This window comes from Pseudomonas sp. MYb60 (genome assembly GCF_002979555.1).
Lineage (GTDB): Bacteria > Pseudomonadota > Gammaproteobacteria > Pseudomonadales > Pseudomonadaceae > Aquipseudomonas.
Window position 1 is genome coordinate 235,869 of record NZ_PCOZ01000005.1, and the last position, 21,393, is coordinate 257,261.

Annotated in this window: 16 protein-coding genes; 9 read left to right on the forward strand and 7 right to left on the reverse strand. The window is 62.2% G+C overall.

Annotated elements, in window-relative coordinates:
* Nucleotides 1–10: 10 nt before the first annotated feature.
* The 5 genes from CQ041_RS10920 to CQ041_RS10940 form a co-directional block, all read right to left on the reverse strand.
* Nucleotides 11–1,462: an efflux transporter outer membrane subunit gene (locus CQ041_RS10920; protein WP_105522727.1), complete on the reverse strand. Its 1,452-nt coding sequence runs from the start codon at nt 1,460–1,462 to the stop codon at nt 11–13.
* Nucleotides 1,459–1,932 (reverse strand): MarR family winged helix-turn-helix transcriptional regulator, encoded by a 474-nt coding sequence (locus CQ041_RS10925; protein ID WP_105522726.1) that lies wholly within the window; start codon nt 1,930–1,932, stop codon nt 1,459–1,461. Before CQ041_RS10925 ends, CQ041_RS10920 begins: the two co-directional genes overlap by 4 nt.
* A gap of 176 nt (nt 1,933–2,108) precedes the next feature.
* Nucleotides 2,109–5,780, reverse strand: a complete 3,672-nt coding sequence (locus CQ041_RS10930; RefSeq protein WP_105522725.1) for a translocation/assembly module TamB domain-containing protein — start codon at nt 5,778–5,780, stop codon at nt 2,109–2,111.
* On the reverse strand, nt 5,780–7,507 hold the full coding sequence (locus CQ041_RS10935) for an autotransporter assembly complex family protein (protein ID WP_105522724.1): 1,728 nt from the start codon (nt 7,505–7,507) through the stop codon (nt 5,780–5,782). Before CQ041_RS10935 ends, CQ041_RS10930 begins: the two co-directional genes overlap by 1 nt.
* A gap of 64 nt (nt 7,508–7,571) precedes the next feature.
* On the reverse strand, nt 7,572–8,222 hold the full coding sequence (locus CQ041_RS10940; RefSeq protein ID WP_105522723.1) for an N-acetyltransferase: 651 nt from the start codon (nt 8,220–8,222) through the stop codon (nt 7,572–7,574).
* Between the two features lie 171 nt (nt 8,223–8,393).
* Here CQ041_RS10940 and xthA point away from each other — a divergent pair, with 171 nt between their 5' ends.
* The gene (gene xthA / locus CQ041_RS10945; protein ID WP_105522722.1) at nt 8,394–9,206 is read left to right on the forward strand and encodes an exodeoxyribonuclease III; all 813 of its coding nucleotides are present in this window, start codon (nt 8,394–8,396) and stop codon (nt 9,204–9,206) included.
* Nucleotides 9,207–9,335: 129 nt separating this feature from the next.
* Nucleotides 9,336–10,667: a substrate-binding domain-containing protein gene (locus CQ041_RS10950; RefSeq protein ID WP_105522721.1), complete on the forward strand. Its 1,332-nt coding sequence runs from the start codon at nt 9,336–9,338 to the stop codon at nt 10,665–10,667.
* Between the two features lie 120 nt (nt 10,668–10,787).
* On the opposite strand, the gene CQ041_RS10955 is transcribed toward CQ041_RS10950, so the two are convergent.
* Nucleotides 10,788–12,017: an acyl-CoA dehydrogenase gene (locus tag CQ041_RS10955; protein WP_105522720.1), complete on the reverse strand. Its 1,230-nt coding sequence runs from the start codon at nt 12,015–12,017 to the stop codon at nt 10,788–10,790.
* Nucleotides 12,018–12,168: 151 nt separating this feature from the next.
* Between CQ041_RS10955 and CQ041_RS10960 the strand changes: the two genes are divergently transcribed.
* The 7 genes from CQ041_RS10960 to CQ041_RS10990 all read left to right on the forward strand — a co-directional run bounded on the left by CQ041_RS10960 (nt 12,169) and on the right by CQ041_RS10990 (nt 20,736).
* Nucleotides 12,169–13,104 (forward strand): LysR family transcriptional regulator, encoded by a 936-nt coding sequence (locus CQ041_RS10960; protein WP_105522719.1) that lies wholly within the window; start codon nt 12,169–12,171, stop codon nt 13,102–13,104.
* A gap of 92 nt (nt 13,105–13,196) precedes the next feature.
* Nucleotides 13,197–13,589 (forward strand): MerR family DNA-binding transcriptional regulator, encoded by a 393-nt coding sequence (locus tag CQ041_RS10965; protein ID WP_105522718.1) that lies wholly within the window; start codon nt 13,197–13,199, stop codon nt 13,587–13,589.
* Nucleotides 13,590–13,605: 16 nt separating this feature from the next.
* Nucleotides 13,606–14,505, forward strand: coding sequence for a hydroxymethylglutaryl-CoA lyase (locus tag CQ041_RS10970; RefSeq protein ID WP_105522717.1), 900 nt, complete (start codon nt 13,606–13,608; stop codon nt 14,503–14,505).
* A 704-nt stretch (nt 14,506–15,209) separates the two neighbouring features.
* Complete coding sequence (locus CQ041_RS10975) at nt 15,210–16,373, forward strand: isovaleryl-CoA dehydrogenase (RefSeq protein WP_105522716.1); 1,164 nt, start codon at nt 15,210–15,212, stop codon at nt 16,371–16,373.
* Nucleotides 16,374–16,384: 11 nt separating this feature from the next.
* Nucleotides 16,385–17,992 carry a carboxyl transferase domain-containing protein gene (locus CQ041_RS10980; RefSeq protein ID WP_105522715.1) on the forward strand — a complete coding sequence of 536 codons (1,608 nt, stop codon included), beginning with the start codon at nt 16,385–16,387 and terminating at the stop codon, nt 17,990–17,992.
* Between the two features lie 15 nt (nt 17,993–18,007).
* Nucleotides 18,008–18,814, forward strand: coding sequence for a gamma-carboxygeranoyl-CoA hydratase (locus tag CQ041_RS10985; protein ID WP_105522714.1), 807 nt, complete (start codon nt 18,008–18,010; stop codon nt 18,812–18,814).
* Entirely contained in the window at nt 18,811–20,736 is a 1,926-nt protein-coding gene (locus tag CQ041_RS10990) for an acetyl/propionyl/methylcrotonyl-CoA carboxylase subunit alpha (protein WP_105522713.1), read from the forward strand. The genes CQ041_RS10985 and CQ041_RS10990 overlap by 4 nt, the downstream gene beginning before the upstream one ends.
* On the opposite strand, the gene CQ041_RS10995 is transcribed toward CQ041_RS10990, so the two are convergent.
* On the reverse strand, nt 20,733–21,353 hold the full coding sequence (locus CQ041_RS10995; protein ID WP_105522712.1) for a LexA family transcriptional regulator: 621 nt from the start codon (nt 21,351–21,353) through the stop codon (nt 20,733–20,735). The two genes, CQ041_RS10990 and CQ041_RS10995, sit on opposite strands and share 4 nt — an antisense overlap.
* Nucleotides 21,354–21,393 lie beyond the last annotated feature (40 nt).

Sequence of the window (21,393 nt, forward strand, 5' to 3'; positions counted from 1 at the left end):
ATACCTCAAATTATTCCGTGCGTGTGGCGGGGGTGGTTGCGGCCACGTTATTGGCGTTGAAACCGCCACCCAGGGCCTGCATCAATTGAATCGACAGATCGATCTGCGCAGCATTCAGCGTCGCCAGCTGACGCTGGGCCTGCAGCAATTGCTGCTCGATGCTGAGCACATCCAGGTAGTTACCGATGCCCGAGCTGTAGCGTTGCAGTCCGGTGTCGTAGGACTGCTGGGCGATGTCGGCGGCGTGCTGCTGGGCCTGGATCTGCCGGCCGGTGTCGCGCAGTTGCGTGATCGTGCTGCCGATATCGCCAAGGGCCTGCACCAGGGTCTTGTTGTACTGGGCCACGGCCAGGTCGTAGTCGGCGTCGCGGGCATCGAGGTCGGCACGCAGGCGGCCACCGTCGAAGATCGGCAGCGAGATCGTCGGCGCGATGCTGAAGAACCGGCTGGGCGAACCGAACATCGCATCACCCAGCAACGACTCGGCCCCGGCACTCGCGCTCAGGTTGAGGTTGGGGTAGAAGCGGGTCTTGCTCGCGTCGATATTCTTGCCGGCCGCCTCGACCCGCCAGCGCGCGGCGATCAGGTCTGGGCGACGGCCCAGCAATTCGGCGGGCAATACCGCGGGGACGGCGACGGCGCTGGGCTTGAGCACAGCAGGACGGGCCAACTCACCGCCACGGTCCGGGCCTTTGCCGAGCAACACCGCCAACGCGATCCTGGCGCTCGACAGTTGTTTTTCCGCGTCGATCAACTGGGACTGGGCGCTGGCTTCGAGGCTTTCGGTCTGCTGGTACTGGTAGTGGCTGTCGATACCGGAATTGAGCCGCCGCTGGCCGAGGTCGAGCATCTGGCGGGTACGCTTGAGGTCGTCGTTGGCCAGGTCCCGCACGATATGCGCCTGGCCCAAATCGCTGTAAGCCTTGGCCACGTTGGCGGCCAGGGTCAGGCGCGCGGCTTGCTGGTCGACCTCGGCGGCACGCGCCTGGCCCAATGCGGCTTCCCAGGCGGCGCGCTGGCCGCCCCAGAGGTCGAAGGTGTAATTGAAGCTGGCGCTGATATTTCGCACAGTGGCGTAGGCATCGCCCTGCCCCAGCGGATCCTGGTCCTTGGCCAAGCGCGAACGGCTTACACCGGCGCTGGCATCCAGGGTCGGCATGCGCGCCGCGTCGGCGGCGTAGGCCGCGGCTTCGGCCTGATGGGCACGGGCGGCGGCAACTTGCATGTCCGGGCTGTGTTGCAGGGCTTCCTGGATCAGACCGTCGAGCTGCGGGTCACCGAGGCTTTTCCACCAGTCGGCGCTGGGCCAGGCAGCGGCGGACAGGGTTACGTCGCTCAAGGATTTGCCGGCTTGCAGGGTGTTCGCGTCAAGGCGCTTGCCCTGGGTATCGAGGCCGCTGTAGTTGGCGCAGCCGGCCATGCTCATGGCGGCCAGCACCAGGCAAAGGGCACGTGGGTTCATTCTTTACCTACCCGCTGCAGGGTGATGGGGTCACCGGCAGCTATCAGAATTTTCTTGAGAATCTTTTCCAGCGTTTCCAATTCACCGGGCTCCAGGGCGCCAGCGAGCTGGTTCAACGCTTGCGCGCCGATGTGCGGGAGCATGTCGGCCAGGCGTTGGCCGCCGGCAGTGAGCACCAACTGCACCTGGCGGCGGTCGAGTTCGGAGCGCTTGCGATCGAGCAGACCCTTTTGCTCGAGGCGGTCGAGCATGCGGGTCATCGAGCCGCTGTCCAGCGACAGGTTGCGGCACAGCTCCGCCGGGGTGTCGACACCGAACTGCGCCATGATGATCAGCACCTTGAACTGCGCGGCAGTGATGCCGTGGGGCTCCATGTGGGTGTCGATGATCTTGTCTTTAAGGAGCGCGGCACGACCCAGCAACAGGCCGAGGTGGCAGTTGTGGAAGTTGTCCGGGGTGAAGTGAGGCATCGAAAGTCACCTTATTACTGCCTAGGCAGTGAATGTGTGACGAGATATTACTGCTTAGGCAGCGAATGTCAAATGGAATAGTTAGGTTGCTTTGTATTTTCTTGAAATATGGAAGTGGAACACAAACAAATGTGGTTGGGGGCAAGCCCCCTCCCACACTTTTGTCCCGGTGAGGCCTAGAAATCGCGCTTGTAGAAGATGTCCAGGGAGCTCGCCACGCCACTCGCCACTTCCAGATACACCTTCTTGCTCAACAAATACCGCAACGCAATCGTGCTGGCCGGCTCAAACACCCCCACGCCATAACGCAGGCTGAGCTTTTCGGTGATCTTGCCGCTGGCGACCACCGCCGTATCGTTGCCGCTGCCCTGGGTGTCGAGTTCGAAGTCCTGGATACCCAGGTTCTTGGCCAGGTCCGAGGTGACCCCGGCGCTGCCCATCAAGCCCAGCCCCAGCGCAGCTTGGGCGAGCATGTTGTTGTCTTCGCCCGTGGTGCTCAACGGACGGCCGAGCACCAGGTAGGACAGCGCTTGCTCCTGGCTCATGGCCGGCTCGGAGAAGATCTGCGTGGTCGGCTGTTCGGCGCTGCCGCTGAGGCGGATACCCGCAGTGACGTCGTCGGTCTTGCGGATCGCTTCGATGTCCAGGTACGGCTGGTCCAGAGGACCGGCGAACAGCAGCCGGGCACGGCGCACGTCGAGCTTCTGGCCGTAGGCGCGGTAGCGGCCGTCGTTAAGCCACAGTTCGCCCCGGGTGTCGAGGTTGTCGCCGATATGCACATGCCCCTGCACCTTGGCAGTCAGGCCGAAACCCGAGAAGTTGAGCTGGTCTTCGCCCACCGCCACATCGATATCCATCGCCATGGCCATCGGTGGCTTGCCCTCCTCGGTCTGGCTGCCGATGATCACCGTGTCGTCCGACACCTTGACGGTCGACGGCGGCAATTCGCGCACGGTGATATCGCCCCGCGGGATCTGCACCTTGCCGGCAATCGCGAGCTTGTCGTCCTTCATGCTGACTTTCAGGTCCGGCGCCACTTCCAACACGGCGTACGGCTCCACGGTGACCGGCAGCTGCGAGCCTTGCAGGCTCAGGTCCACCACCAGCGCCCGCCCCCAATCGACCTGGCCCTTGAGGCTGCCCTGCCCGGCCTTGCCGCTGCGCCAGGCGCCGTTGAGCTGCACGCTTTCACCGGCAATCAATGCCTGCACATTCAAGCCTTCCAGGCTGATGGGCAACTCCGGCCCGGAGACTTCGCCGCCCACCAGGTTCACGTTGCCGTTGACCAGGGGGGCCAGCAGGCCACCGGAAATACGGCCGCTGCCGTTGAGTTTGCCGCTGAGGGTTTCCACCATCGGCAGGAACGGCCGCGCCACGGCCAGATCAAGGCCGGCGAGGCTGAAGTTGCCGGTGATCGGTTTGTTGTTCGGCAACGGGTTGAGTTGGGCCTGCACCATCAGTTCACCGAGCTTGCCGCCTCGGAAATTCAGCTGGGTGTCGATGCGTTTGGGATTGAGGGTGGTTTCCAGCTTCAAGGTGTCGTAGGGGAAATCCAGCCACTGGTCCTTGTCTTTGACGCGCAAGGTGCCGCCGCTGGCATCCACCGAGACCACGCCTTTGGGGCCGCTCTCCGGCAGGTCCAACTGCAGGTCGGCGTTGAGCTTGCCCTGCCAGGCGAAGTCCTTGGGCAGGAACGCCGCCAGGCTGTCGATGGGGAATTGCTTGAGGTGATAACGCAGCTTGGGCTCGGGCATCAGCCGCTGGTCTTCCCCGCACAAGCTGGCTGGGCCGGACACCCAACAATGCGCGGCAAAGGTCAGCTTGCCATCGGCGAGGCGTTCGATTCTGGCCGGCGCTTGCAGCTTCCAATCCTGGCCGCCAGCTTGCACATCGCCGCTGGCGAGGCGCCCGCGCCAGTTGCCCTGGTCGAGGTTGCCGTCCAACGCCAAGGCCAGCTTGACCAGTGGACCCGCCAGATCGAGTTGGACTTTCTGGTTCTTGATATCGCCTTGGGCACTGGCGGTGAGCGTACCGACCTGGGTGTCCCCGGACTGAATGCCACTGCCCTTGAGGTCGATCTTCGCGCGCTGGGCGCTGTCGAGGCTGGCGTCGAGGATCAGGTTTTGCAGGCGGTTGTCGGCAAACGCCAGTTGCTGGCCCTTGAGGCCGAGCTTGCCCTGGGGCGCCTTGAGCGTGCCGGCTACGTCGAGACGACCGTTGACTTGCCCGCGCAACTGCGGCCACAGCTGGGCCAGGCGCGCGAGTTTGATATCGATCTGGCCAGCCAGGCGCTGTTGCAGGCTGCCGCTACCGTTGATGCGGTTGTCGCCCAGGCGTATGTCGAGGTTGGCCAGCGTCCATTGCTCCCCTGCACCCTCAGCCTTGGCCGCGAGCACGGCGGGTTGCCCACGCAGGCGGCCCTTGAGGTCCAAATCGGCATTGAGCTTGAGTTGCTCATTCTTGAACTCGCCCTTGCTGCGCAGCGGTCCGGCCAGGGTACCGGGCAGTTCCGCGACCCAGTACGCCGGGTTCAGTGCCGACAGGTCCAAAGCGGTATCCCAGGCGATGCCATCGGCAAACTGGACGTTCAGGTGACCTTCAGCCTTGCCTTGGCCCGCCGTGAGTTTCAGTTCGGGCAGGAATATCTGCTTGAGGTCGCCGCTGAACGGCGTGACTACATTGAACTTGCCTGCCGGGCCGTCGAGATCGGCCTTGAGGTTGCCCAGGTAATGGCCGTCCTTGTAGGCGATTTCGCCATTGAAGGTGCGCAATGCGACCTGCGGCTCGTCGATCACCGGATACAAGCGGTGCCAGGGGAAATCCAGCCAGTCGATCTTGGCAGTGGCACTGAAGCCTTGCTGCCAGTCCAGTTGGGCGGTCAGCTTGAGGCTTTGCTGGTCACCGGCATTCAGGTCAAGGCCGGCAATCTGTGCCCCCTTGGCATCGACCCGACCTTGCAGCAGCAGGTCCACCGGGCCTTTTTCTGCGGGCAGTACGGCTTTGCCTTGCAGTTGGTAGCCGCTTTTCAGGTCGCCTTTGGCCGTCAGGTCCAATTGATTGAGTTGCAAGGTGTCGGGCAACTCGGCACTGGGCTTGAAGCCGTCGGCGGTGATACGCACCTGGGCCGGCAGATTGTCCGCCAGGGGTTGCAGCTCACCGGTGAGTTTGGCGGGCAGGTAACCAGTGCTGTCAGCATCGAGCTTGAGGGTCTTGAGCAGGTCGCCATCGATGTTCAGCGCGACCTTCCACGGCGCGCCGCCCGGCGCGTAGGGCAGGCTCAGGTTGCCGGAAGCGGCCAGCGGCCAGTCGCCGCTGGGTTGCAGCAGGCCGGCGAGGTCCAATACGAGGTCGTCGCGCTGCAGGTGCACCGAGTCAATCCGCAGGCCCGCAGCGGTCCAGTGCGCCGCCAGTTGCAGGCCCTTGAGTTCCTCGCTGCCGTTGAACAGCAGGCTACCGACGCGAATGTCGCCCAACTGGATAGCAACGGGTAGCTTCAAGTCAGGCAGCTGGATCGGGCCGCTGCTTTCCTCGGTACTGGGCGGCAATTGCAGGCTGACCTGCTCCACGTCCAGGTGGTCGATGCACAGGGTCATGCGCAACAGGCACGCCGGCGACCATTCGAAGGTCGGCGCCGTGAGTTCCACACGGCTGCTGTCCTGCTGCCACAGCAGGTGATCGGCACGCCAGCGGCCGCCCAAATGGCCCTGGAAATTCTCTACCGTCAAGCCCGGAACGCGGCCCAACGCCCAACGACTGCCCGCCTGGGTACCGAGTACGCTCCACACTGCCAGCAACAGCACCGCAAGGACGGCCAACACGGCCAGCCCGGCTATTTTCACACCACGCATCACAACTCAGGCCCCATGGAAAAGTGCAAGCGAACGCCACCCGGATCTTCGAGGGCATGGGCCAGGTCAAGGCGGATCGGGCCGACCGGCGACACCCAGCGAATACCGACGCCGACGCCGGTCTTGAGGCTGGGCAGGTCCAGGGAGTTGAAGGAGTTGCCCTGGTCGATAAAGGTCGCGACCCGCCATTTGTCGGTGATGGAATACTGATACTCGGCGCTCACAGCCACCATGTAGCGGCCACCGATGCGATCACCCAGGTCGTTCTCCGGCGACAAGGTTTGATACTCATACCCACGCACACTCTGGTCACCACCGGCAAAGAAGCGCAGCGAAGGCGGCACCGATTTGTAGCCATTGGTGGCACTGCCGCCCACTTGTGCGCGCGCGAGGAAACGGTGGTTATCCCACAAGGTAGTCAAGCCTTTGATGGTGGCGGTGCCGTAAAGCAGGTTGGTGTCGGAACCCAGGCCTTCCTTGGCGACCTTGGCGTCGAACATCAGGCGATAACCGTTGTGCGGGTCGATACGGTTGTCGCTGCGCAGGTAGGAATAGTTGACCCCTGGCATCACCAGGTTACTGAGGCCGGAGTCATTGCCCAGGCGATATTCTTCGCGCTGGTATTTGAGCGAGATCACCCGGGTCCAGCCGCTGGGCAGCTTGCTGTGCCACTCGGGGCCGAGGGTGAGCAGTTTGCTGAGGCTGTCGGTGTTGGCCAGTTCTTCGTTCTGGTAACCGCCGGCGAAACGCAATTTGTCGGTGAGCGGCGGGTCCAGCGGGATGTCGTACCACAACCCGACGTTCTGCCGGGGTGCCGAGAGCTCCGCTTCCCAGCCGTAACTGTGCCCTTGGGGATTGACCCAATGGCGGGTCCAGTTGGCCTTGCCACGCGGGCCGACGTCGGTGGAAAACCCCAGGCCCAGGCCCATGGTGCGCGGCTTGCGGGTTTCCAGCTGTACGGCCACCGGGATCACATCCTGGGTCGCGGCGGCCGGTGCGGCGTCCACCCGCACACCTTCGAAAAACCCGCTGCCTTGCAGGTTCTGGTTGAGTTCGGCGATGAGTTCGGAGTCGTAAGGAGCGCCGCTCTTGAACGGCACCATGCGTTGCAGCAATTCTTCGTCAAAGGGTGTATCACCGGCAAAGTTGACCTTGCCGAGGGTGTAGCGCGGGCCGCTGTCGTAGATCAATTCGATGTCGGCGACACCTGCCTGGGGGTCCACCGCGAGTTTCTGGCGAGTAAAGCGCCCACTGAAAAACCCGTAGCGCGACGCCTGGTTCTGGATCAGGCGCTTGGCGTCTTCATAACGGCCATGGTTGAGCACCGCGCCGGACTTGAGTTCGTCGCTGGCGGGCACGCGAAACCCCTTGAGGTCCGCCGCCTGGCCGTCAACCCTGATGGTCACGTTGCGCAAATGCACCGGCTCGCCGGGGTCGACAGTAAGGATCAGGCGCGGGTTCTTGCCGCCCCTGACGTCACTTTCGATTTGCGGCTGATAGAAACCCAGCGCCTGGGCCGCTTTGCGCGCCTGCTCCTCGGCGCCGCGGCTGAACCGCAGCAAGGCCTCTTCATCACGGTCGCCAACCCCGCCGATGTAGCCTTCGATGTTGGCTTTCAACGCGTCGTTCGAAGGCTTGACCCGCACGTCCAGCTCGCTTTGCGCCAATGCGCCGCAGCTTGTGAACAGCAGGACCAAGCCGCTGGTAAATCTTCCTGGAAACTTCATAGGCGGGGATGCTACACGAGCAGGGGAGATTCGTTGAACTCGGATTTATCTGAATATTTCTGGATCAAGCCGTTACCGCCTGAACCCGCTGAGGGTTGGGATGGAAAAACACATGTTCCAGGACCGGTCCTACGGCAACCTCACCAATTTCCTCATAGCCCTGACGCTTGTAGAACTCCAGATAGCGAGAATTCCCCGTGTCCAGCACCACGCCGGAAGAATGCGGATCTTCAGCGCACCAGTTGTGAACTGCTTCCAGTAGCTGCTCGCCGTAATGCTTGCCCTGGAACTGCGGGTGAATGCCCAACAGCGGCAGTACGTGCACCGATTCACCGGGCAGGCACGCGAGGACCGCGTGGTAGTAGTCGAGGTAACGACGCGTGCCCCTCACGCCGGTACTCAGCCACATGCGGATCTGCCAGGCCCAGCTCTCGGTGATGCCCAGGCGGCGTTGCGGTGGCGCGATCAATGCGATGCCGATCAAACGGTCATTGACGAATAGGCCGATGGCCGGCAATTTCTGGAAGAAGTGCTGCTTGACCAACTCACGCACGGTGGCACGTACACGCTGCTCGTAGCCAGGACGCTCGGCTTCGAACAGATAGGCGAAGGTCGGCTCATGCCGATAGGCCTGATACAACAGGGAGCGCGCCTCACGGGAATAGCCGCTGTTGAGCAGGCGAATTTCGGCAATGGCAGTAGAAGTGTCCGGCATTAGAATCAATCTCCCTGGGCGCCATTGAAAAAGATGACGTTCTTATGGGTACGAACCTGCGCGGGGCCAGTCGTTCCCAGACATTAGCAGCGCAACTGCCCTACCGCCACGCTGGCCCCCGTCCGACTTGTCGGCTAGCATCGCCCTTTTGCCAGGACTGGACTGCCGACCATGAAAATCGTCTCCTTCAATATCAACGGGCTGCGCGCCCGCCCTCATCAGTTGGCGGCGCTGATCGAGAAGCATCAACCGGATGTGATCGGCCTGCAGGAAACCAAAGTCCACGATGACCAGTTCCCCCTGGCTGAAGTGCAGGCCCTGGGCTATCACGTGTACTTCCATGGGCAAAAAGGCCACTACGGTGTGGCCCTGCTTTCGCGCAAAGAAGCCCTGAGTGTGCACAAGGGTTTCGCCACCGATGAAGAAGACGCTCAGCGCCGCTTTATCTGGGGCACCTTCGCCGACGAAAACGGCAACCCGATTACCATCATGAACGGCTATTTCCCACAGGGCGAAAGCCGCGACCACCCCACCAAGTTTCCGGCCAAGCAGCGCTTCTATGCAGACCTGCAGCAGTTGCTGGAGAGCCAGTTCAGCAACGAACAGCCATTGGTGGTGATGGGCGACATCAATATTTCCCCGGAAGACATCGACATCGGCATCGGCGCCGACAATGCCAAGCGCTGGCTCAAGACGGGCAAATGCAGCTTCCTGCCGGAAGAACGCGAGTGGATGGCCCGTTTGAAGAACTGGGGCCTGGTGGACAGCTTCCGCCACCTCAACCCGACCGTGGCGGACCGCTTCAGTTGGTTCGACTACCGCAGCCGGGGTTTCGAGGACGAACCCAAGCGCGGCCTGCGCATTGACGTGATCATGGCGTCCAACGGCCTGCTGCCACGGGTCAAGGATGCCGGCGTGGATTACGACCTGCGCGGGTTGGAAAAACCCTCGGACCATGCGCCGATCTGGCTGGAACTCAGCTGACAACACCGTAATCTGTGGGCGCTGGCTTGCCAGCTCCCACACTTGTTAGCAGCGGCGCTGCCCATCACATTACTGAAACCTTACTGACTTATTCTCGCGGCACTCCCTTTGGCTTGAGAAGGTGGCGGCATGAGGCTGCGCGTTCTGTTCCTGTTGGTGCTTTTTCCCCTCTTCGCTGTTTCCGCACCCCTTCCCGTTCCTGATCAAGGCCCTGCTTTGCGCATCCAGGGTTCCAACACCATTGGCGCGGCGCTGGGCCCGGCACTGGTCAAGGGGATGATGGAACAGCAGGGTTTGCAAGCGGTGCACAGCGAACCGGCGCACGGCACCAATGAACAACGCGTGGTCGGCAAGACCCGCCAGGGCAAGACGGTGACAATCGAGGTTGCCGCCCACGGGTCCAGCACCGGCTTTCATGCGCTGAAGACATCCACCGCCGACCTCGCGGCGTCATCCCGCCCGATCAAGGACAGCGAACTGGTCGACCTTGAACCCCTGGGCGACCTGAAAAGCCCCGAGGCGGAACACGTGATTGCCATCGACGGCCTGGCCATCATCCTCAACCCGCAAAACCCGTTGAACACCCTCGATACCGCGCAATTGGCGCAGATCTTCAACGGCGACATCGCCACCTGGGAAGCCCTTGGCGGTGCAGGCGGCGCCATTCATTTATATGCGCGGGATGACCAGTCCGGCACCTACGACACGTTCAAAGAACTGGTACTGAACCGACACGGCAAGCCACTGGCTGCCGGCGCCAAGCGTTTCGAGTCCAGCGAGCAGTTGTCCGACGCGGTGAGCAAGGACCCGCAAGGTATCGGCTTCATCGGCCTGCCCTACGTACGCCAGGCCAAAGCGGTGGCGATTGTCGACGGTGATTCGCAACCGATGTTGCCGATGAACAGCCTGATTGCCACCGAGGACTACCCGCTGTCACGCCGGCTGTTTTTCTACCTGCCGCCCTCCAGCCGCAACCCTTGGGCCAAGGCGTTGGTGGATTTCAGCCAGAGCGGCAAAGGCCAGGCAATGGTCGCAGCCAGCGGGTTCATTGCGCAACACGTGCAGGCGATGACCGTGGAGCCGCGCCCGTCGATGCCCGAGGACTATCAAGCGATTGCTCGCAATGCCCAGCGGCTGACTGTGAATTTTCGCTTCGAGGAAGGCAGCGCCAGCCTCGACAACAAGGCACGGCAGGATTTGCAGCGCGTGGTGGCGTACCTCAAGAGCCACGACAAACTCGATAAACAAGTGACGCTGGTGGGCTTCGGCGACGCCAAGAACGACCCGCAGCGCGCCGCGTTGCTGTCGAAGTTGCGCGGCATGGCGGTGCGCAGGGAATTGGTCAAGAGCGGCGTGGTGCTGCGCGATATTCGCGGGTTTGGGGCGCAGATGCCGGTGGCGGCGAATACCGCGGATGAGGGGCGGATCAAGAATCGGCGGGTGGAGGTGTGGGTGTACTGAGCCCTGGGTGATGTGGTGCTGCTACTGGCTTCATCGGGGGCAAGCCCCCTCCCACACGTTGATGTGTGAACACTTTCACATGTGGGACGGCGCTTGCTCCCGATTGCAGGCGACCAGGCCCTACTGCCCGCCGCGCATGAGTTCCCGCGGCACATACTTGCCGATCTCGAACTTGCCGATGGCCGCACGGTGCACTTCGTCCGGGCCATCGGCCAGGCGCAGGGTGCGTTGCATGGCGTACATGTAGGCCAACGGGAAATCGTTGGATACCCCGGCACCGCCGTGGATCTGGATCGCGCGGTCAATCACTTTCAACGCCACGTTCGGCGCCACCACCTTGATCTGGGCGATTTCGCTTTTCGCTACTTTATTGCCGGCGGTGTCCATCATGTACGCCGCCTTCAACGTCAGCAGGCGCGCCATGTCGATTTCCATGCGTGAGTCGGCGATCTTGTCGATATTGCCGCCCAGCCGCGCCAAAGGCTGGCCAAACGCAGTGCGGCTGACGGCGCGTTTGCACATCAATTCCAGCGCGCGTTCGGCCATGCCGATGGAGCGCATGCAGTGGTGAATGCGGCCTGGGCCGAGGCGGCCCTGGGCAATTTCGAAGCCACGGCCTTCGCCGAGCAGGACGTTTTCGTAGGGTACGCGCACGTTCTCGAACAGCACTTCGGCGTGGCCGTGGGGCGCGTCGTCGTAGCCGAACACCGGCAGTGGCCGTACGATTTTCACCCCGGGAGTGTCCACCGGCACCAGGATCATCGAGTGTTGCTGGTGGCGCGGTGCGTCGGGGTTGCTCAGGCCCATGAAGATCAGAATCTTGCAGCGCGGGTCACAGGCACCAGAGGTCCACCACTTCTTGCCGTTGATCACCCATTCGTCGCCTTGGCGCTCAGCTCGGGCGGCCATGTTGGTGGCGTCGGATGAGGCGACGTCCGGTTCAGTCATGGCGAACGCCGAGCGGATCTCGCCGCGCAACAGCGGCTGCAGCCAGCGCTCCTTTTGCTCTTCGTTGGCGTAGCGCACCAACACTTCCATGTTGCCGGTGTCGGGGGCGGAGCAGTTGAACGGCTCCGGGCCCAGCAGGGAGCGGCCCATGATCTCCGCCAGTGGCGCGTATTCGAGATTGGTCAGGCCGGCGCCCAGTTCGGATTCCGGCAGGAACAGGTTCCACAAGCCTTCCGCTTTGGCCTTCGCCTTCAGCGATTCCATGATCGCAGTAGGCTGCCAGCGGTCACCTTCGTTGACCTGGCGTTCGAACACCGGTTCGGCCGGGTAAACGTGTGTGTCCATAAACGCGGTGACACGTTCACGCAGTTCCTGAACCTTGGGCGAGTAAGCGAAATCCATGGGCAGCTCCCTTCTTGGAGAGGTTGTTTAGGTCATGGAATCGATGCTAGAACAGCGTTGATAATTTACCTAGCCTATTCTCGGCGTGTATTAACATTCATCACCGATATATGATTGACCTATGGCCACCTAACAATAAGAGCGCTGCGAAATGAATCTGAGCAAGGTCGACCTCAACCTGTTTATCGTCTTTGACGCGATTTACACCGAAGCCAACCTGACCCGCGCGGGGCAGATTGTCGGCATCACCCAACCGGCGGTGTCCAACGCCCTGGCACGTCTGCGGGAAACCTTCAATGACCCGCTGTTCGTGCGTACCGCCCAAGGCATGGTGCCCACGCCGATGGCGCAGAACATCATCGGCCCGGTGCGCAATGCGCTGTCGCTGCTGCGGGTGTCGGTGCAGGAAAGCCGCATCTTCAACCCGCAGCAGGCGGCCAAGACTTACCGCATCAGCATGACCGACCTCACCGAGGCGGTGATTTTGCCGCCGCTGTTCCAGCGCCTGCGTCGCCTGGCGCCGACGGTGGTGATCGAGAGTTTCCTGTCCAAGCGCCGCGAAACCACCAAGGAACTGGCCGCCGGGCGCCTCGACTTTGCCGTGGACGCTCCACTCAACACCGACCCGCAGGTGCGTCACGTCAAGCTGATGGAGGACCGCTATGTGTGTGCCATGCGCAAGGGCCATCCGCTGGCGGGCAAGGACAAGCTGAGCCTGGATGATTACCTGGGGCTGACCCACATTCATATCTCCAGCCGCCGCAATGGACTGGGCCATGTGGACCTGGCGCTCGGCAAAATGGGCCTGCAACGCAAGATCGCCCTGCGCTCTCAGCATTACCTGATGGCTTCCCAGGTATTGCAGCAGACCGACATGGTCATGACCGTGCCCGAGCGTTTTGCCCGTCGCCATGAACTGCACTGGTTCAACCTCCCGGTGAACGACGTGCCGGCGGTGGAAACCCACCTGTACTGGCACGAAAGCACCGACCAGGACCCGGCGAACCGCTGGATGCGTGAGCAGATGATCGAGTTGTGCCAACAAGTGACGGCCCATGAGAAAAAGCTCGACGGCAAGCAGGCTTGACCTGTGGCGAATGAGCTTGCTGTGGTGAGCGGGCCTTGACGTATACGTCAACCTGACATTAGCTTAGCGCCAAGACTTTCTTGAGCGCCGCCATGAGCATCACCTACAGCATCTCCGACCTCGCCCGCGAGCTCGACATCACCACCCGCGCCATTCGCTTCTACGAAGAACAAGGCCTGCTGGCCCCGGAACGCCGGGGCCAGGAGCGCATCTACTCGGCACGCGACAAAGTCACTCTCAAGCTGATCCTGCGGGGTAAGCGCATCGGCTTTTCCCTGGCCGAATGCCGCGAGCTGATCGAACTTTACGACCCCACCAGCGGCAATCACATCCAACTCAACAGCATGCTGGCCAAGATCACCGAGCGCCGTGAGCAACTGGAACAACAGTTGCTGGATATCGAACACATGAAACTGGAACTGGACACCGCTGAAGAGCGTTGCACCCAGGCCCTGGCCCATACCCTGCGCCAGGTTGACCACTGACCCGAAGGTAGCTGCCATGTCCCTCCCCTCACACGTTCGCCTGGTAGAAGTCGGCCCGCGCGACGGTTTGCAGAACGAAGCCCAGCCCATCAGCGTGGCGGACAAGGTCCAACTGGTAGACGCCCTGAGTGCGGCGGGCTTGAGCTACATCGAAGTCGGCAGTTTTGTCTCGCCCAAGTGGGTGCCGCAGATGGCCGGCTCGGCCGACGTGTTCGCGCAAATCCAGCGCAAGCCAGGCGTGACCTATGGCGCACTGGCGCCCAACCTGCGCGGTTTTGAAGATGCGCTGGCGGCGGGCGTCAAGGAGGTGGCGGTGTTTGCGGCCGCGTCCGAGGCGTTTTCGCAACGCAATATCAATTGCTCCATCAGCGAAAGCCTGGAGCGTTTTGCGCCGATCATGGCTGCCGCCAGCCAGCATGGCGTCAGCGTGCGCGGCTATGTGTCCTGCGTGCTGGGGTGCCCATACGAAGGCGCAATTGCGCCAGAACAAGTGGCAGCGGTGGCGCGGGAGTTGTTTGCCATGGGCTGCTACGAAGTGTCCCTGGGCGACACCATCGGCACCGGGACAGCCGGCGCCACTCGCCGCCTGTTCGAGGTGGTCGGTGCACAGGTGCCACGGGACAAGCTGGCCGGGCATTTCCATGACACCTATGGGCAGGCCATCGCCAACGTCTACGCCAGCCTGCTGGAAGGTATCAACGTGTTCGACAGCTCTATCGCAGGCCTCGGCGGTTGCCCGTATGCCAAGGGCGCCAGCGGTAACGTCGCCACCGAGGACGTGGTGTACCTGCTCGATGGCCTGGGCATTGAAACGGGTATCGACCTGCAAGCGTTGATTACTGCGGGCCAGCAAATCAGCACCGTATTGGGACGACCGACCGGTTCGCGGGTGGCCAGGGCGCGTAACGCCGGTTGAGTAACCTGGCCGTGACAATGTGTTACCGCCCCCCTGCACATCGAGTAACACGGGAACATATTTTGTCTTAATTGCCGTAGGGCATTTCCTTCAAAAAATTCAAGTCATTGATTTTAAATGAATTTTAAAAGTTGGCACGGCTCCTGCTATCTCTATTGCATAACAAGAATAAAAAGCGCCAAACCTAATAAAAATAAGACGAAACGACTCTGATATAACAAAAACAACACGGCAGAGACGCAGCTAACAGATTTTTTTGGAGAAGATGTGCTTCGCAGGGAACGGCAATGCCGAAACCCGCGACCAGTAGAGAAGAATAAAACTACCTTCAGGTAGCTACCCACTGGTTGGATCGTTCGCGAAGAAGCAGATCAGCGCTCAAAAAAATACGTTTGCTCTTGACCCCGAATGGGGGTCGCCAAAACAGCGGTAAAGGGTAACGGTTGCCAAAAACAACAACAGACCGCCCCTCAATAATAAAAAAAGAGCACGCAACGACAAATTAAAGGGGACCTTCGGGTCCCCTTTGTGCTTTCTGGCGTTTGGCCAATTCAGTCCTATGCCCCTCGATTCACCGCCTGGTTGACGTAAACGTAAACTACGATTGACAGGCTCGTATCGCCAGGTTTACGTTAACGTAAAGGTGAGCGCCCTGCCCCGGCCCGCACCCCACAAAAACAACGTTCAACTAAAGGTGCCTGTCCATGAGTTACCCGTCCCTGAACTTCGCGCTCGGCGAAACCATCGACATGCTGCGCGACCAGGTGCAGTCTTTTGTCGCCAAGGAAATCGCACCCCGCGCGGCGCAAATCGACAGTGACAATCTGTTCCCCGCCGACCTGTGGCGCAAGTTCGGTGACATGGGCCTGCTCGGCATCACCGTCGCCGAAGAATACGGCGGCGCCGGCCTGGGTTACCTCGCGCATGTGGTCGCCATGGAAGAAATCAGCCGGGGGTCGGCCTCGGTAGCGTTGTCCTACGGCGCCCACTCCAACCTGTGCGTGAACCAGATCAACCGCAACGGCAGCCACGAGCAGAAACTCAAGTACCTGCCCAAGCTCATCAGCGGCGAACACGTCGGCGCCCTCGCCATGAGTGAGCCGAACGCTGGCTCCGACGTGGTCTCGATGAAACTGCGTGCCGACAAACGCGGCGATCACTATGTGCTCAACGGCAGCAAGACCTGGATCACCAACGGCCCCGACGCCTCTACCTACGTGATCTACGCCAAGACCGACCTGGAAAAGGGCCCTCACGGCATTACAGCGTTTATCGTCGAGCGTGACTGGAAAGGCTTCAGCCGCAGCAGCAAGTTCGACAAGCTCGGCATGCGGGGCTCCAACACGTGCGAACTGTTTTTCGATGACGTCGAGGTACCCGAAGAAAACATCCTCGGTGTGCTCAACGGCGGCGTCAAAGTACTGATGAGCGGGCTGGACTACGAGCGCGTCGTGCTGTCCGGCGGCCCTACCGGGATCATGCAGGCGTGCATGGACTTGATCGTGCCCTACATCCACGACCGCAAGCAGTTCGGCCAGAGCATTGGCGAATTCCAGTTGATCCAGGGCAAGGTCGCCGACATGTACACCCAGCTCAACGCCAGCCGCGCTTATCTCTACGCGGTGGCCCAGGCCTGCGAGCGCGGCGAAACCACGCGCAAGGACGCCGCCGGCGTGATCCTCTACAGCGCCGAACGCGCTACGCAAATGGCCCTCGACGCGATCCAGATCCTGGGCGGCAACGGCTACATCAACGAATTCCCGGCCGGGCGCCTGCTGCGTGACGCCAAGCTGTACGAAATCGGCGCCGGTACCAGTGAGATCCGCCGCATGCTGATCGGTCGCGAACTGTTCAACGAAACTCGCTGAGGGAGCACATCATGGCGACCCTGCACACCCAACTCAACCCGCGTTCGGCGCAATTCACCGCCAACAGTGCGGCCATGCGCCAACAGGTCGACGCCCTGCACACCCTGCTCGCCCATGTGCAGCAAGGCGGCGGCGCAAAAGCCCAGGAGCGGCACACCTCGCGGGGCAAATTGCTGCCGCGCGAACGCATCAACCACCTGCTCGATCCGGGCTCGCCGTTCCTGGAGCTGAGCCAGCTGGCCGCCTATCAGGTGTACGGCGAAGACGTGCCGGCGGCTGGCGTGATCGCCGGCATCGGCCGCGTGGAAGGCATCGAATGCATGATCGTCGCCAACGATGCGACGGTAAAAGGCGGCTCCTATTACCCACTCACGGTGAAAAAACACCTGCGCGCCCAGGCCATCGCCGAGCAGAATCGTCTGCCGTGCATCTACCTGGTGGACTCCGGCGGCGCCAACCTGCCGCGTCAGGATGAAGTGTTCCCCGACCGTGAGCACTTCGGGCGGATCTTCTTCAACCAGGCCAACATGAGCGCCCAGGGCATCCCGCAGATTGCCGTGGTGATGGGCTCGTGCACGGCCGGCGGCGCCTACGTACCGGCGATGGCGGACGAAGCGATCATGGTGCGCCAGCAAGCCACGATCTTCCTCGCGGGGCCACCGTTGGTGAAGGCGGCAACGGGTGAAGTGGTCAGTGCCGAAGACCTCGGCGGGGCAGACGTACACTGCAAGATTTCCGGCGTGGCCGACCACTATGCCGACAGTGACGAACACGCGCTGGCCCTGGCCCGACGCAGCGTGGCTAACCTCAACTGGCGCAAGCAGGGCCACTTGGTGCAGCGCACAGCGGTGGCTCCGATGTACGACGCTGACGAGTTGTACGGCGTCATCCCGGCCGATGCCAAGCAGCCGTTCGATGTGCGCGAAGTGATTGCGCGCCTGGTGGACGCTTCGCTGTTCGATGAGTTCAAGGCGTTGTTTGGCACCACGCTGGTCTGCGGTTTTGCACATTTGCACGGCTACCCGATTGCGATCCTCGCCAATAACGGGATTCTGTTCGCCGAGGCTGCGCAAAAAGGTGCGCACTTTATCGAGCTTGCCTGTCAGCGCGGGATTCCCCTGCTGTTCCTGCAGAACATCACCGGCTTCATGGTCGGCCAGAAATACGAAGCCGGCGGTATCGCCAAGCATGGCGCCAAGCTGGTGACAGCGGTGGCCTGCGCCAAGGTGCCGAAATTCACCGTGATCATCGGCGGCAGTTTTGGAGCCGGCAACTACGGCATGTGCGGCCGCGCCTACGACCCGCGCTTTTTGTGGATGTGGCCGAATGCGCGCATCGGTGTGATGGGCGCCGAGCAGGCTGCCGGGGTGCTGGTGCAGGTCAAGCGCGAGCAGGCTGAGCGGGCCGGCACCGACTTCAGCACCGAGGAAGAAATGGCGATCAAGCAGCCGATCCTCGATCAGTACGAGACCCAGGGCCACCCTTACTACTCCAGTGCGCGGCTGTGGGACGACGGCGTCATCGACCCGTTGCAGACCCGTGACGTGCTGGCACTGGCCCTGTCCGCCTCGCTGAACGCCCCTATCGAGCCGAGCCGCTTCGGCGTGTTCCGGATGTAAATGGAGCTGAACCCCATGACCGATTTCAACACCCTCGAACTGATCACCGACAGCCGTGGCTTTGCCACCCTGTGGCTCAGCCGTGAAGCCAAGCACAACGCATTCAACGCCGAAATGATCCGCGAACTGATCATCGCCCTCGACCAGGTGCAAGGTGATCCATCCCTGCGCTTTCTGCTGTTGCGCGGGCGCGGCAAGCACTTTAGCGCCGGGGCCGACCTGGCCTGGATGCAGCAGTCCGCAGAGCTGGACTACCACACCAACCTCGACGATGCCCGCGAACTGGCGGAGTTGATGTACAACCTCGCCAAGCTGAAAATCCCCACCCTGGCAGTGGTGCAAGGTGCAGCTTACGGTGGCGCGCTGGGCTTGATCAGTTGCTGCGACATGGCAATTGGTGCGGACGATGCGCAATTCTGTCTCTCGGAAGTGCGCATCGGCCTGGCCCCGGCGGTGATCAGCCCCTTCGTCGTGCAGGCCATCGGTGAACGCGCGGCGCGGCGTTACGCCCTCACAGCCGAGCGTTTTGGCGGCCAGCGTGCGCGGGAGATGGGTTTGTTGGCGGAAAGTTATCCAGTTGCAGACCTGGACCTGCACGTCGAATTGTGGGTTGCCAACCTGTTGCAAAACAGCCCGGCGGCAATGCGCGCCAGCAAGGATCTGCTGCGTGAAGTCGGCAACGGTGCCCTCACCCCGGCGTTGCGTCGCTACTGCGAAAATGCCATCGCGCGGATTCGCGTGAGCCCAGAGGGCCAGGAAGGCTTGCGGGCGTTCCTGCAAAAACGCTCGCCCAGTTGGCAATCCCAGGAGCCGCGCTCATGAGCACACTGACCACCCTGCTGGTGGCCAATCGCGGCGAGATTGCCTGCCGGGTAATGCGCACCGCCAAGGCCATGGGCCTGACCACCGTCGCCGTACACAGCGCCGTCGACCGCGATGCGCGGCACAGTCGCGCGGCGGATATCCGTGTCGACCTGGGCGGCAGCAAGGCGGCCGACAGCTACCTGCAAATCGACAAACTCATCGCTGCCGCGCAGGCCAGCGGCGCCCAGGCAATTCATCCGGGTTACGGCTTCTTGTCGGAAAATGCCGGTTTCGCCCGCGCGATCGAAGCCGCGGGGCTGATCTTCCTCGGTCCGCCTGCCTCGGCCATTGACGCCATGGGCAGCAAATCCGCGGCCAAGGCGCTGATGGAGACGGCTGGCGTACCGCTGGTGCCGGGGTATCACGGCGAAGCCCAGGACCTGGACACCTTCCGTGACGCCTGCGCGCGTATCGGTTATCCGGTATTGCTCAAGGCCACCGCGGGTGGCGGCGGCAAGGGCATGAAGGTGGTCGAGGACGTCAGCCAATTGGCCGAAGCACTGGCTTCGGCGCAGCGTGAGGCGCTGTCGTCATTCGGCAATGGGCAGATGCTGGTGGAGAAATACCTGCTCAAGCCGCGCCATGTGGAAATTCAGGTCTTTGCCGATCAGCACGGGCATTGCCTGTACCTCAATGAGCGGGATTGTTCGATCCAGCGCCGCCACCAGAAAGTCGTCGAGGAAGCCCCCGCGCCCGGCTTGAGTGTCGAACAACGCCAGGCCATGGGTGAAGCCGCCGTGCGCGCAGCCCAGGCCATTGGCTATGTCGGTGCAGGTACGGTGGAATTTCTGCTGGACGCCCGGGGTGATTTTTTCTTCATGGAGATGAACACGCGCCTGCAGGTTGAGCACCCGGTGACGGAGGCGATTACCGGGCTCGACCTGGTGGCCTGGCAGATCCGGGTTGCCCAGGGCGAAGCGTTGCCGATCACCCAGGCGCAGGTGCCATTGAACGGCCATGCAATTGAAGTGCGACTGTATGCCGAGGACCCGGCGAACGAATTCCTGCCGGCCACCGGTCATCTAACGCTGTATCGCGAATCGGCACCGGGGCCTGGACGCCGCGTGGACAGCGGGGTTGAACAGGGCGATCGCGTATCACCCTTCTACGACCCGATGCTGGGCAAGCTGATCGCCTGGGGCGAGGACCGTGAACAGGCACGCCTGCGTTTGCTGAGCATGCTTGAAGCGTTCGCTGTCGGCGGGCTCAAGACCAACCTGGGCTTTTTGCGCCGCATCATCGGCCATCCGGCGTTTGCGGCGGCTGAATTGGATACCGGCTTCATCCCCCGATACCAGGACCAACTGCTACCGTCGCCCGAGCCGTTGAGTGACGAATTCTGGCAAGCGGCCGGGGCAGCGTTTATCCAAAGCTTGCCGAAGAACGACGGCCCCTGGGCGGATACCCGTGGGTTCCGAGCCGGCTTGCCCGCCGAGGTTTCGCTGCACCTGACCTGCAACGGGCAGCATCGGTTGGTGAACGTGGCGACCGATGCGCCGCGGTTGCACGGCGAACACCTGTTGATCGAACATCAGGGCGTGCGGCGCAGCCACCTGGCAGTACGCGATGGCACCCACGTTCATCTGCGCTGGGATGGCGAGATGCACGACGTGAGTCTGTTCGACCCCATTGCGGCGGTTGAAGCCAACCACGCCCACCAAGGCGGCCTCACGGCACCGATGAATGGCAGCATCGTCAGGGTGCTGGTGGAACCGGGCCAGCACGTTGAAGCCGGCACCCAATTGGTGGTGCTGGAGGCGATGAAGATGGAACACAACATCCGCGCGCCGCATGCCGGGGTGGTCAAGGCACTGTTCTGCCAGGAAGGCGAAATGGTTGCAGAAGGTTGCGCGCTGGTGGAACTGGAAGCCGTCGACTAGAACGTCGCCATGGCCTGCACGACCACACCCAGAATGCGGCACGCGTCGGTGAACAGCCGCTTCGGGTAAGTGGGGTTGAGCGGCACCAGGTAAAGCTGGCCGCTCTCCTCACTCAGCTGACGAAACGTGGGCTGCGAGCTGTCAGCCCATTGGCCGACTACAAGCCTGCCGGGTTCTGCGCTGATGGCCGGGTCGACCAGAATCATCATGCCGGCGCTGATGCTCCGGCCGCTGAGTGCCGTCATGGCGTCGCCGGCGACCGGCAGCCAGAAAGCGTCGCCACGGGCGTGGTAATCCGTGACGTAGCTCGCCCGTGCCTCGCGGACCTCACACATGCCGTTCCAATCCAGGACCGGGTAGCGAAAATACGCAACGTGGCGCGTCAACGGCGCTGACTCATCCACCGCCTGGCGCTCGCGGATCTCCAGGGCAACCTCCAGGTCACCCAGTCCCAGCGCCTGCAACAGGCGATTCATGTCGGTGACGCTGGGTTCACGCCGTTTGTTCAGCCAGTGACCTACGCCCCCTTGAGACATACCCAGGCGCTCGGCCAGCTCACTCTGCGTGACGTTGCCGAGGGCCATACGGGCTTTGACCAACGCGATCCATTTATCCATGGGCCCTGACAATACGTCGCGTATTTTCCAGGGCAATAAA